This window comes from Patulibacter medicamentivorans (assembly GCF_000240225.1).
GTDB classification, from domain to species: Bacteria; Actinomycetota; Thermoleophilia; order Solirubrobacterales; family Solirubrobacteraceae; genus Patulibacter; species Patulibacter medicamentivorans.
The window spans coordinates 1-12677 of the sequence record NZ_AGUD01000318.1 but is presented as its reverse complement, the minus strand read 5'-3'; the positions used below and the strand labels follow the sequence as shown (position 1 = coordinate 12677).

The following is a 12677-nucleotide window of genomic DNA, read 5'->3' as shown; positions in this document are numbered from 1 at the left end:
GCACTGCCGAGCGAACACGGTGGCGAGATCCGAAGCGTCCACGGACGCCAGGCGCCACCCGCTAGTAGCCGTTGAAGGAGCCGCCCAGCTCCTTCAGCGCCTTGTCGATCTCGGGCTTGGCGGTGCCCTTGCGCCGCAGGACGCTCGAGTTGACCCAGCCGGCGACGCCGCGGGGGACGTAGGCCGCCTTGATCACGGTCACGCAGGAGTAGGAGCGGCAGCAGCTGCGGTCCTTCCTGCGCGTCTCCGGGGGGCAGCGCTCGGAGGGGTTGCGCTGCGTGCACTTGTAGCAGTAGCGCGCCACCACGTCGCCCGGGACGAGCCAGAAGATCGTGGTGCCGTCGGCCTCGTACTTGAGGTTGTAGCGCTCGTGCGAGAGCGAGGTGATCAGGTCGACCTCGCCGGGATCGCGGTAGATCCCGACCTCCATCGTGACCGGCTTGCCGCAGGTGCCCCACTTCATCGTCGACCCGCCGCACTTGTAGCCCGGGTCCTCCTTGCGGGCGTTGTTGGCGCAGCCGGTCTTGTACTTCGTGTTCTTCTTCGTCCCCGCGCGGCAGTCGAAGTCGAGGTCGGCGGGGCCGCAGATGATCCCCGGGAAGTCCGGCTCGCTGACCGAGTACCTGGTCCCGTCGACGACGCCGGCGATCCATCCGCCCTTGTTGTGGGTGCCCGACTGCGCGGTCGGGTAGCCCCAGTAGAACCCGCGGCCGGCGCCGAGGCCCGGGCGCATCGGCGGGGCGGGGCAGTCCCGCTCGACGCCGCCGTCGCGCTCGCTGACGCGGCCGTAGACCCCGTCGACGTTCATGATCACCGGGTTGCCGTGCTTGTAGATGATCGGGGCGTCCGGGGCCGGGCCCTTGCGCACGGCGATCCCGGTCCGCCCCTTCGGCAGGAACTCGGCCGGCTCGCTGCGGAGGGTGCGGTACGGCGAGTAGCAGACGTTGATCTGCAGTCGGCCGTGACCGCAGTCCTTCGGCCGGTGGCGCGGGTCGCTGCGGCTGCCGTCGCTGGCCGCCTTCCTGGTCGTCGTCGCGCCGCTCTCGTCGCCGCAGGCCGCCAGCAGCGTCCCGCCCGCGGCAGCACCGGCGACGCTGCCGAGGAACCGGCGGCGGGACGGCGTGGGCGAGGCCAGGCGGGCCTGGGCGGTGCGGACGAGCTCGTCGAGCGACAACGGTCAGTGCTCCTCGATGGTGGATGCCCCGCCCCCCGGCGCGGCGCGCGGTGACGCTAGCGCAGACGCGCCAGGTTCCGCGCCGGCGGTGATCCGCACGTCGAGCGACGGCGGGTCGGCCGGGGGCTGGCCGTCGGGGCCGTCCCCGTCCAGCTCCCAGAAGGGGATCGTCTCGCCCCAGTCGGCGATCCGGACCGAATCGGGCGCGCCGGCGAAGACCCCGTCCTCGCAGGCGCGGGCGGCCTCGCGCAGGTGATCGGGGTCGGTCGGGCGGCCCAGCGCCACCACCGATCCGCGGGCGACGCCGACCAGCGACGGGGTCGACTCGGGCTGCAGCTGCTCGGGCAGGTCGTCGAAGGCGATCGTCGGGACGCCGTGCAGGCGCTGCTCCTGCAGGTGCGCGATCGCGTAGGGCTCGCCGAGGGCGAGGACGCTGAGGACCCGCACACCGTCGGCCGGCACCGGATCGTCGTCGCTGGCACGCTCGGCGACGACCTCCTGCAGCGACTCCTCGATCCCCTCGCAGCTGGCGCAGCCGGGGGCGTGGAAGACGAGCAGCGCGGGCCGGTCGTCCTCGCCGCCGATCGCGATCGAGCCGGCGACCGCGGGAGCGTGGCGGACGTCGCCGTCGTGCAGCACGCCGGCCGAGAACGGCTCGACGCGGTCGTAGAGGGCCGCGTCGAGCGGCGCCGGCTCCTCGGCCGGGCCGAGCGGGCCGGAGCCCAGCAGCCGAGCGACGTCGGCCCGCAGCTCGCCGACCTGGCGCAGCAGCGTCACGACCACCGCGACCAGCAGCGCGACGACGGCCCAGGCGAGGACGGTCGCGACGATCCAGACCGCGCTCACGACGGCAACCCCACCCGCGTCAGCCGTCGCAGCGCGATCGCCAGCTGCCAGACGCAGGTCAGGCCGACCGCGACGCAGACCGCCCCGGCCAGCTCGCCGGCCCCGACGTCCCAGAGCGCGCCGGCCGGCTCGACGACCAGGACGGCGGCGCCGGCGGCCAGCAGCAGGTTGCGGACGCGTCCGGTCGCCGGATCGCCGTCCCCGCCCGAGCCGAAGCAGTTGCAGCGCAGCAGGGTGCCCGCCCGACTCGCGAGGGCACGCCGCTCCAGCCACCAGAGCGCGGCGGTGAAGGCCACCATCAGCAGCAGCGTCAGGGCCGCCACCAGCGAGCCCGCGACGCCGCTCACCAGCGCGATCGCCAGCACCAACTCGATCGGCGGCAGCAGCAGCGCGACGGCCCGGGCCGCGCGATCGGAGAGGGCGACCCGCAGCGTCGTCCGGAACGGCGCGGGGTCGCGGATCTTGGCGATCGCGGCGAGCGTCAGCGTCGCCGCGAGCAGCACGGTGACGGCCGCAGGCACCGATCGAGGGTAGCGACCGGGCGCCCGCGAGCGCACCGCACGGCCGGGATCCGTCGTACAGTGCCCCGCGATGCGCACCGGCGGCGAGCAGCAGGACGAGCGGCCGGCGGACGGCGGCGCGACGATCGCGGGCGACGATCACCCGGCCGCCGCGGCCGGCTCCCCGCGATGGTGGTGGATCGCCCTCGCCGGGATCGTCCTGGTCGGGCTCGTGCTGCGCCTGTGGGGGATCCGCTGGGGCCTGCCGTTCGGCTACAACCTGGACGAGCGCTCGCACTTCGTCCCGCGGGCGGTCGAGTACTTCCGCGGCTCGTCGCTGGATCCCGACTACCAGCTCAACCCGTCCGGCCTGATCGAGTGGATCGCCGCCGGGCTGTGGCTCGGCCACTGGTCCTCGGACGGGATCGTCAAGGCCTGGGCGACCGACCCCGCCGACGTCTGGACGATTGCCCGCGTCGCCTCGGCCCTGCTGTCGACGGCCGGGATCGCGCTGCTCTACGCCGCCGGCGCCCGGCTCTTCGACCGTCGCGTCGGCCTGCTCGCCGCCGCGATCCTCGCGACCGCGTTCCTGCCGACCCACTACGGGCACCTGGCGCTCAACGACGCACCGTCGCTGGCCCCGACCGGCCTGGCGCTGTTCGGGATCGCGGGGATCGTCCGCTACGGGCGCCGCAGGGACTACCTCGTCGCCGGGATCGCGATCGGGATCGCGGTCGGCTTCAAGTACAACGCCGCCTTCGTGCTGCTGCCGATGGGCACCGCCGCGGTGATCCACGCGCTCGGCTGGCGGCCGGGCGACCTCCGCGGGACGCTGCCGGCGGGGGCGGCTCCGGCGGCGGGCGGCAGCGATCCCGAGGGCGCGCGCGACGAGGGCGCCGCGACGAGGGCGGCACGCGGCGGCTTCGCCCTGCCCCACTGGCGGCCGGCGCTGCTCGGCCTGGTCGTCGCCGCGATCGGCGCGGCGGTCGCGTTCTTCCTCTGCGACCCCTACGCGATCCTGCGACCCGGGTTCTTCGTCGACGAGGTCCAGCACCTCTCCGAGTACACGAAGGGCGGCCTGCTGCTCGGCGAGACGCAGTCCTCGGGCTACCGCTACTACGGCTGGTCGCTGTTGTGGGGCTTCGGGCTGCTGCCGCTGCTGCTGGCCGTCGTCGGCGGGCTGCGGCTGCTGAAGGCCGAGCGCTGGCAGGCGCTGCTGCTGATCCCGGCGCCGCTGCTCTTCTTCGCCTACGTCGGCTCGCAGGGCCGCTACTTCGCCCGCTACGGCATGCCGGTCTACCCGATCCTGGCGCTGCTCGCCGCCGCCGGCGGGGTCTGGCTCGGCTCGTGGCTGCTGCGGCGGCTGAACGTCCGCGGCGCCGGGCTGCGGCTCGGCCTGGGCGTCGCGGCCGCGGTCGTCGTCGTCGCGCAGGGCCTGATCTGGACGGTCCACAACGACGTGGTGCTGTCGCGCGAGGACACCCGCAGCGTCGCCCGCGACTGGATGGTGAAGAACGTCCCGGCCGGGTCGACGATCGTGGTCGAGCCGATGATGCCGAAGGAGTGGTACGCCGACGGCGCCCGGCTGCCGAACCCGAAGTCGCGGGTCGGCTACCGCTGGAACCGGCTGGTGCGGACCGGCGCCGACAAGGCCGAGCTGATCCGCCGCTACCCGCGGCTGAAGGCGAAGATCAACCGCCGCGCGGACTTCGCCAACAACGGCTACACGCTGTTCCCGGGGCTGCTGAACTTCTACCGCGAGAAGGGCGCCTGCTGGATCGTCTCCGGGTCGATGCAGTCCGGCCGCGTGATGAACAACCCCGCTCGCGTGCCCGAGGCGGCCCGCTACTACCGCGCGCTCGACCGCCAGGCCGACGTCGCGTTCCAGATCGCGCCGTTCGACGGGCCGAGCGCCAAGCACTACTTCCAGTACGACCTGGCCTTCAACTTCGGGCCGCTGCGGTACGAGCGGCCGGGGCCGTCGGTCCGGGTCTACCGCCTGCGGCGCTGCACCCCGCGGATCGCCGATCCGGCGGCGCGGGCGCGCTGACGCGGGCTCCCGGAGCCGGTGCCCGCCGGGCCCGCCCCTCAGTGGATGTAGACCGACCCGAGGAACAGCGCCAGCCACGCGAGCCCGATCAGCCGCAGCCCCGGGTCGCGGATCACCAGTTCCTCGGGGGCGCCGCCCTTGCCCTGGTCGACCAGCAGCGCGTAGCGCATGATCCCCATCACGAAGGGGACGATCGAGAGGCCCCACCACGGGACCTCGCTGGTCTTGGGGTGCTCGAACGCCCACAGGCAGTAGGTCAGGATCGTGACCGCCGCCGCCATCGTGACGACGAACCGCAGGTACTCGACGGTGTACTGCTCGAGCGCCTTGCGGGTCGAGCCGTCGCCGACGTGCAGCAGCTCGCCGTGGCGCTTGCCGGCGACCATGAACAGCGAGCCGAAGCAGGTGACCGCGAGGAACCACTTCGAGAGCGTGATGTCGACCGCGACGCCGCCCGAGATCGCGCGCACGACGAAGCCGGCCGCCACGACCATGATGTCGAGGATCGCCGTGTGCTTGAGGCGGAAGGTGTAGGCGATCGTCAGCGCCTTGTAGGCCGTCAGCAGCGCGCCGAGCCGCCAGCTGATCAGGTAGGCCAGGCCGAGGCCGACGAGCAGCAGCGCGACCACCGCGACCAGGGCCACCGGCACCGGCACGATCCCGGCCGCGATCGGCCGGTTGCGCTTGGTCGGGTGGCGCCGGTCGGCCTCGACGTCGCCGACGTCGTTGAGGATGTAGGTGGCGCTGGAGACCAGGCAGAACGCGACGAACGTCAGCACCGCGTCGCGGATCACGCCGCCGTCGTTGAGCGCGGCGCCGGCGGCCGGCGCGGCGAAGACCAGGACGTTCTTGACCCACTGCTTGGGACGCGCCGTGCGGATCAGCCCACGGGCCAGCGACCCCCGCGATGCGGGGACCGGGCCACCGGAGGGGGCGGGACCGGCCGACTCGGGTGCGGGCACCGTGTCGGCGGTCACGGGCGCGGAGGTCTCGCCGGACACGCCCGGGAGTCTGCCGGATGTGGACCCTCCCGCGGCACTCGGGCCTCGTTCGGGCGCTCCGAACGCGGTCCGACGGGCACCGCGGGGCGACCGGCCCGCGCGCGGTCCGACGTTCGGCGTACCCTCCCCGGCGGCCCCATGACCACCGCGACCGACACCCCAGCCGACCGCACGCGCCTTCAGCAGTGGCTCGTCGACCTGCCGCTGACGCCGAACGCGATCTCGGTCACCGGCCTGCTCGGCAATCTGCTCGCCGCGGTCCTGATCTGGCAGGAGCACTACGTCCTCGGCGGCGTGGCGTTCATCCTCGGCTCGATCATGGACACCCTCGACGGCCGCTACTCGCGGATGTCGGGCAAGGGCACCACCTTCGGGGCGTTCCTCGACTCGACGCTGGACCGGATCGAGGAGGGCATCGTCCTGACCGCGGTCGTGATGGTCTACGCGAAGCACGGCGACGACGTCAACGCCGGGCTGGCGGCGCTGGCGGCGGTCAGCTCGCTGCTGGTCAGCTACACGCGCGCCCGGGCCGAGGGCCTGGGCCTGGACGGCAAGGCCGGGATCGGCAGCCGCGCCGTCCGGGTCGTGATCCTCTCGGTCGGCCTGGTCCTCGGCGGCGAGGAGATCGCCGGCGGCCTCGACCTGCTGCCGGCGTCGATCTGGGTGCTGGCGGCGCTCGGCGTCTTCACCACGGCGCAGCGGATGTGGCACGTCCGCAGTCAGCTGAACAGCGCCGCCGGCGACTGATCTGCGACGATCACCGTCCCGCCGGGTGCACCGTCACCCGCCCGTGCAGCGGCATCGGACCCCTGTGACGGAGTTGTAACCGGCTGCGGCGTGCGGGGTTCCTGGCTCTGGACCTCCCGCCTGCCGGCTGGCCCGACGTGGACCCGATCCGCGCCCGCCGGCTCCCCATCGAGATCGAGGACTTCGAGAACAACCGTGAGCAAGACGAGTAACGGAAACGGCGCGGCCGCGTCCAACGGCAACGGCCGCTACCAGCGCGACAAGGTGCGCGTCGCGATCATCGGCGTCGGCAACTGCGCCAACTCCTTCGTGCAGGGCGTGGAGTTCTACAAGAACGCCGACGCCAGCAAGACCGTTCCCGGCCTGATGCACGTGGACCTCGGCGGCTACCACGTCTCCGACATCGAGTTCACCGCGGCGTTCGACATCAACGAGACCAAGGTCGGCAAGGACCTGTCGGAGGCCATCTGGGCCTACCCGAACGACACGATCAAGTTCGCCGACGTCCCGAAGCTGGACGTCCCGGTCTACCGGGGCATGACGCACGACGGCCTCGGCAAGTACCTGAAGCAGAAGATCACCAAGGCGCCGGGCGAGACCGCCGACATCGTCAAGATCCTGCAGGAGACGAAGACCGACGTCGTCGTCTCGTACCTGCCGGTCGGCTCGGAGCAGGCCACCAAGTGGTACGTCGAGCAGGTGCTCGAGGCCGGCTGCGGCTTCGTCAACTGCATCCCCGTCTTCATCGCGCGTGAGGACTACTGGGACAAGCGCTTCCAGGAGAAGGGCCTGCCGATCATCGGCGACGACATCAAGTCGCAGGTCGGCGCCACGATCGTCCACCGCGCCCTCGCCCGCCTCTTCCACGAGCGCGGCGTCGTGCTGCAGCACACCTCGCAGCTGAACGTCGGCGGCAACATGGACTTCTTCAACATGCTCGAGCGCGAGCGCCTCGAGTCGAAGAAGATCTCCAAGACCAACGCGGTGACCTCGGTCGCCGGCGTCGATCTGCCCGCCGACGACGTCCACGTCGGCCCGTCGGACTACGTGCCGTGGCTGACCGACCGCAAGTGGGCGCACATCCGCCTCGAGGGCAAGGCCTTCGGCGAGGTGCCGCTGACCGCCGAGCTGAAGCTCGAGGTCTGGGATTCCCCCAACTCGGCCGGCGTGATCATCGACGCCGCCCGCCTGGTCAAGCTCGGCCTGAACAACGGGCTCGGCGGCCAGCTGGACGGCCCGTCGTCCTACCTGATGAAGTCGCCGCACAACCAGCGGCCCGACGACATCGCCCGCCAGGACACCGAGAAGTTCATCGCCAAGAACCGCCTCGTCCGCGGCGAGGGCGGCAAGGCGAAGGTCCCGGCCGTCGAGGCCTGAGCCCTTCCGCCGTCCCGACGGACGGCATTGCGTGACCAGACGGCCCGGGCTTCGCTCCGGGCCGTTCTGCGTTTCGGGGAGGGGCGGCGGCGCGGCGATGGTGAGCGCGGTCCGAGAGCGGTGGCGTCAATTCGCTGCGCCCGGCGCGGCGAACTGACGCCACCTCCTCCGGTGCCCGGACAGTTGACGCCAGTTCGCCGCCGGCCGGGTCAGCGGAGAAGGTCGGCGAGCGTCGTCCCGACGACGACCGGATCGGTGACCACCCGGCGCCAGGTGAAGCGCACGACCCGGAATCCCGCCCGGGCGAGGTCGGCGTCACGACGACGATCGTCCTCGAAGGCGGAGCGGGTCCCATGGACGCTCCAGCCGTCCAGCTCCACGACCAGCCGGACCGACGGCCACAGCGCGTCGACCTCGTAGCGGCCGCCCGCGGCGTCGATCGGCACGTTCATCAGCGGCGTCGGCAGTCCAGCCGCCGCCACCAGCTCGAGGAAGAGGATCTCCAGCTCGCTGCGGGTCAGCGTCGCGAGCAGCCCCTCGTCGGCCGCGGCGAGCAGTCGCCGCAGCGCCGCCGTCCCCGCCCGGCCGGGACGCAGCTGGCGGGCGATCGCGAAGACGTCGATCGCGCGGAGCTCCTCGGCCCGACGCCAGACGCGATCGAGCCCCCGGGAGTCGAGCAGCGGCGCCAGGTCGGCGAGGGTCCGGGCCACGGTCGTGACGGGGATCCCGCGGACCGCGGTCAGGTCCTCGGGACCGAGCAGGCGACTGCGATGACCGGTGATGCCGGCGCGCTCCGGCGGCTGCCGCGGCGAGACCACGTCGATCGCCCGGCGGGCGGTCGCTCGCAGGCCGAGCAGGCTCGCTGCCGACCGGTGACTCAGCGCGCTTCCCGGCCCGGCCGCGAGCACGGCGGCCATCAGCAGCCCGTCCGACGACAGGGCGGGATGACCGACCGCGTAGACGCCGCGGTAGCGCGGATGCAGGAGCCCGGACGCGATCCGACGCGAGATCGCGTCCTCGGAGAGCCCGGCGTCGAGCAGCTGGCGCCGCGAAGCGACTCCGTGCTGCCGTTCGGCGACGAGCGCGATCAGAGCGTCGCGGCGCAGCGGGTGGGTGCGCGAGTTCGATGAGGTCATGGCGGGATGTCGAGGGGAACGTCGGTGCTCGACGAGGTGGTCGGCGGTGGGGCGGTCGGCGGTCGGGCGGTGGGGCGGTCGGGCGGTCGGGCGGTCGGCGGTGGGGCGGTCGGTTGGTCGGTCGGCGGTGGGCAGGTGGGGCGGTCGGGCGGTCGGCGGTGGGCAGGTGGCGTCAATCGTGGGGCGCGTCCGGCGGGTGGCGTCATTTGCGATCGCTCAGCGCGGTGAGTTGACGCCACCTGCCAGGCGAACCGGTGAACTGACGCCACCCTCTGGATCTCCGGGGGCCTGGGAGCTGACGCCACCTGCCCATCCGACCGGCTGCAGCGAGTCTTCCGGTGCCCGCAGCACAGGTGTGCGGCGACTCGTGCCACCTTCGTGTCGACTCCGCGTCACGGCTGCGGACCGCGAGCCGCGAGCCGGTCCGCGGTGTCGCCGCACTCCCGCGATACCGCCTGCGCCGTGACCCCGGTCTTCCTCGCACCGCACCCGCGGCGCCGGCCCCGCGGCTACCAGGAGGTCGCCGACGCCGCGGCCCAGCGCCGCGCCACCCCCGGCGATACCGCCCTCGCCGCGGCCCAGCGCCGCTCGCGCCACCCCCGGCGATACCGCCCTCGCCGCGGCCCAGCGCCACTCGCGCCACCCCCGGTGATGCGGCCGCGCCGCTCCGCGGCCTCGCTCGCGCCACCCCCCGCGCCGCGGCCCCACGGCTCCCGGGAGGGCGCCCGCGCCACGCCCCCTGAGGCCGCCCCGGCCTATGCTGCTGCCGTGACCTCCGCAGCGCCGCTGGCGATCGCCCAGATCACGCCGTACCCGTTGGAGGCCGGGCATCCCGTCACCGCGCACGCGCTGCGGCTGGCGAGCGAGCTGGCCGGGCGCGGGCACCGGGTCGTGGTCCTCGCGCCGTCGCGCGATCCCCAGCGCGTCCAGCGGACCCGGGCCGCGCTGCACGAGGACGCCGCGGGCCTGCTGCCCGCCGCCGGCGACCCACCGGCGGTGCTGGCCGTCGGCGAGGCGCTGCCGCCGATCCCCGGAACGACGACGGCGGGCACGCTGCCGGTCGACGCCGCCCGCGCCGTCGAGGACGCGCTGACCGCGCTGCCGCTCGACATCGTCCACGTCCACGAGCCGTTCGGTCCCTCCGTCAGCTCGATCGCGCTGCGCCACAGCCGGACGCTGAACGTCGGGACCTTCCACCTGCCGGCCGAGCGGTTCATCGCGACCCAGGTCACCCGCAAGCGCGCCAGCCGACTGCTCGGGCGCCTCGACGACCGCCAGGCCGCCAGCGCCACCACCGCGGCGCTGGTCGCGCACTCGTTCCCGATCGGCCTCGGCTACGTCGCCCGCGTCCCGCCGCCGGCCGCCGCCGACGACGCGCCCGGCACCGCCGGGGCCGACGAGGCCCGCGCGACCGACGACGCCCGCCCGCCCGCGGCCGACGGCACCTCCGGCGACCGGCCGCTGCACATCGTGGTCCCCTTCGACGAAGAGCGTCCCGCCCGCCGCGCCGCCCTGCGCGCGCTGCGGCGGCTGGACCTGTCGCTCCCCTGGCGCGCAACCGTGGTGGTGGCCGACGGCGACGCGCCGACCGCACCGCTGAAGCCCGAACTGCGCGAGCGGATCGACTTCCTGCCGGTCGAGGAGCTGCGGGCCGGGCGGACCGCCGGCGAGCGCGCCCCGCAGGCCGACGAGGCGGCCCGGCCCGGCGACCACGACGGCGTGCGGCTGCTGCCGCCCGACGCCGACGTCGTGATCCTGGCCTCGACCGGCCCCCGCCCGGCCCCGCACGCGCTGGTCGCCGCCCTGCACCTGGGCGCGATCCCGGTCGCCAGCCGGATCGGCGTCCACGACGAGCTGACCGACGGCGGGGCCCGCGGGCTGCTCTTCGAGCCGGGGGACGGCGAGGTCCTCGTCGCCCAGCTCGAGCGGCTGCTGCGGGACGGGGCGCTGCGCGAGGAGCTGCGCGCCGCCGGCCGTGCCTGGACCGCCGGCCGCACCTGGGCCGCGCACGTCGACTGGGTCCTGGAGCGCTACGCCGTCGTACGCGCCCGCCGCCACGATCCCGAGCGCTTCGACCCCGCCGTGGTCGCCCGCCTGCGCGACCGGCCTCGGATCGACGTCGACCTGCACATGCACACCGACCACAGCGGCGACTGCGCCACACCGGTCGAGGTGCTGCTGGACGCCGCCCGCCGCCAGGGCCTCGGGGCGATCGTGATCACCGACCACAACGAGGTCTCCGGCGCCTTCGAGGCGCTGGAGAAGGCCGAGCGGTTCGGGGTCAAGGTGATCGTCGGAGAGGAGGTCAAGACCGCCGACCAGGGCGAGGTGATCGGGATGTTCCTCAGCGAGCGGATCCCGAAGGGCGTCACGCTGCAGGAGGCGATCGCCGAGATCCGCCGCCAGGGCGGGCTGGTCTACGTCCCCCACCCGTTCGACCGGATGCACAGCGTGCCCGACTACGAGCACCTGCTGGACGTCGTCGGCGACGTCGACGCGATCGAGGTCTTCAACCCGCGGGTCGCGATCGGGTCGTTCAACGAGGAGGCCGCCGTCTTCGCCGAGAAGTACCGGATCGTCGCCGGCGCGGGTTCCGACAGCCACGTCGCCGCGGGCCTCGGGTCGGTCCGCGTGCGGATCCCCGACTTCGACGGGCCGGAGGAGTTCCTGGTCGCGCTGTCGATGGCCGAGATCGAGACCAAGCCCGGGACGCTGGTCTACGTCCAGGCGCTGAAGTTCCTCGAGACGAAGGCGACCCCGCCCGGCGCCCGCCGCCGGGTGCGCGAGCGCCGCGTGCGCCGCGCGACCCGGGACTGACCCGATGGCGACGGCCGCGGCCGCACCGGCCGCCGACGCCGCGGGAGCACGTCGGCGGATCCCGGCCTGGACGCTGACCCTGCTGCTGGGGCTGCTGTACGTCGCGCTGGCGCCCGCGACCACCGACCTGGCCGCCCAGGAGCACCGGATCGAGCTGGCCCGCCAGGGCGCGTGGCTCTACGACCTGTCGTGGTTCGGCGGCCACCACCTGCCGAGCTACAGCGTGCTGCTGCCGCTGCTCGGCGCGGCGATCGGCGCGACGGCCACCGGGGCGCTGTCGGCGATCGTCGCGGCCTGGGCCTTCGAGCGGCTGGCACGCCGCCGGTGGCCGCCGGCCTCCGCCCCGGCCGACGGGTTCGCCGCAGCCGACGGGCTCGCCGCAGCCGACGGGCTCGCCGCAGGTCGCTCGCCCACGGACGCTGCCGCTGCCGCTGCCGCTGCCGGCCGGTGGTTCCGCCTGGACGCCGCCACCGTCGCCTCGTGGTGGTTCGCGGCCGGGATCGGCGGCCTGCTGTTCACCGGCCGGATGACGTTCGTGCTCGGCACGGCGCTCGCGCTGGTGACGCTGGTCGTCGCCGGCGACGTTCGCGTCAGCGACCTGGGTCGCGAGATCGGCGCCGCGGCCGGCGCGCTGCTGACCGCGCTGGCCAGCCCGGTCGCCGCGCTGTTCCTGGCGCTCGCCGGCCTGGCCTGGTGGATCGGCGCGCCCGCCTCGCGGATGGTGGCGGCGACCACGACGGCGACCGCGTTCGGCGTCGCGCTGCTGCTGTCGGTGGCGTTCCCCGGCGGCGGCAGCGAGCCGTTCGTGGCCTCGGCGCTGTGGCCGGCGGTGGTCGTGCTGGCGGCGACGCTGGCCGTCCTGCCCCGCGAGGAGCGCGCTCTGCGGGCCGGAGCGGCGCTGTACCTGGCCGCCGTGCTGCTCGCGGGCCTGCTCGAGACCCCGATGGGCGGCAACGCGACCCGGCTGGCCGCCCTCGCCGGCGGGCCGCTGCTGGCCGGGGCGCTGCTGGCGCGCGGGCGGACCGCGGC

General features: G+C 74.2%; 9 protein-coding genes and 1 pseudogene. 5 read left to right on the top strand and 5 right to left on the bottom strand.

The window, feature by feature from the left end; translation table 11 throughout:
- Positions 1-61: 61 nt before the first annotated feature.
- The 3 genes from PAI11_RS22955 to PAI11_RS22945 are packed head-to-tail and all read right to left on the bottom strand — an operon-like array spanning position 62 to position 2541.
- Positions 62-1174, bottom strand: a complete 1113-nt coding sequence (locus PAI11_RS22955) for a hypothetical protein (RefSeq protein ID WP_007579285.1) — start codon at positions 1172-1174, stop codon at positions 62-64.
- Between the two features lie 3 nt (positions 1175-1177).
- On the bottom strand, positions 1178-2020 hold the full coding sequence (locus PAI11_RS22950) for a thioredoxin domain-containing protein (RefSeq protein WP_007579283.1): 843 nt from the start codon (positions 2018-2020) through the stop codon (positions 1178-1180).
- The gene (locus PAI11_RS22945; RefSeq protein WP_007579281.1) at positions 2017-2541 is read right to left on the bottom strand and encodes a MauE/DoxX family redox-associated membrane protein; all 525 of its coding nucleotides are present in this window, start codon (positions 2539-2541) and stop codon (positions 2017-2019) included. Before PAI11_RS22945 ends, PAI11_RS22950 begins: the two co-directional genes overlap by 4 nt.
- A 70-nt stretch (positions 2542-2611) precedes the next feature.
- Between PAI11_RS22945 and PAI11_RS22940 the strand changes: the two genes are divergently transcribed.
- Positions 2612-4570, top strand: coding sequence for a glycosyltransferase family 39 protein (locus tag PAI11_RS22940; protein ID WP_007579279.1), 1959 nt, complete (start codon positions 2612-2614; stop codon positions 4568-4570).
- Positions 4571-4608: 38 nt separating this feature from the next.
- Here the strand turns inward: PAI11_RS22940 and PAI11_RS22935 are convergent, their stop codons facing one another.
- Positions 4609-5571, bottom strand: coding sequence for a decaprenyl-phosphate phosphoribosyltransferase (locus PAI11_RS22935; RefSeq protein WP_170320776.1), 963 nt, complete (start codon positions 5569-5571; stop codon positions 4609-4611).
- Positions 5572-5709: 138 nt separating this feature from the next.
- Here PAI11_RS22935 and PAI11_RS22930 point away from each other — a divergent pair, with 138 nt between their 5' ends.
- Positions 5710-6318 (top strand): CDP-alcohol phosphatidyltransferase family protein, encoded by a 609-nt coding sequence (locus tag PAI11_RS22930; protein ID WP_007579276.1) that lies wholly within the window; start codon positions 5710-5712, stop codon positions 6316-6318.
- A 264-nt stretch (positions 6319-6582) separates the two neighbouring features.
- Entirely contained in the window at positions 6583-7695 is a 1113-nt protein-coding gene (locus tag PAI11_RS22925) for an inositol-3-phosphate synthase (RefSeq protein WP_040601481.1), read from the top strand.
- Between the two features lie 209 nt (positions 7696-7904).
- Here the strand turns inward: PAI11_RS22925 and PAI11_RS22920 are convergent, their stop codons facing one another.
- Positions 7905-8831: a type IV toxin-antitoxin system AbiEi family antitoxin domain-containing protein gene (locus tag PAI11_RS22920; RefSeq protein WP_007579272.1), complete on the bottom strand. Its 927-nt coding sequence runs from the start codon at positions 8829-8831 to the stop codon at positions 7905-7907.
- Positions 8832-9599: 768 nt separating this feature from the next.
- Between PAI11_RS22920 and PAI11_RS22915 the strand changes: the two genes are divergently transcribed.
- Both PAI11_RS22915 and PAI11_RS22910 read left to right on the top strand, forming a co-directional pair.
- The gene (locus PAI11_RS22915; RefSeq protein WP_007579269.1) at positions 9600-11648 is read left to right on the top strand and encodes a PHP domain-containing protein; all 2049 of its coding nucleotides are present in this window, start codon (positions 9600-9602) and stop codon (positions 11646-11648) included.
- 4 nt (positions 11649-11652) lie between these two features.
- Positions 11653-12677, top strand: a pseudogene (locus PAI11_RS22910) (hypothetical protein); the annotation flags it as partial.

Bases quoted from the DNA above. Each gene is read 5' to 3' on its own strand.
- PAI11_RS22920 (WP_007579272.1), bottom strand. From the start codon at position 8,831: ATGACCTCATCGAACTCGCGCACCCACCCGCTGCGCCGCGACGCTCTG.
- PAI11_RS22940 (WP_007579279.1), top strand. From the start codon at position 2,612: ATGCGCACCGGCGGCGAGCAGCAGGACGAGCGGCCGGCGGACGGCGGC.
- PAI11_RS22930 (WP_007579276.1), top strand. From the start codon at position 5,710: ATGACCACCGCGACCGACACCCCAGCCGACCGCACGCGCCTTCAGCAG.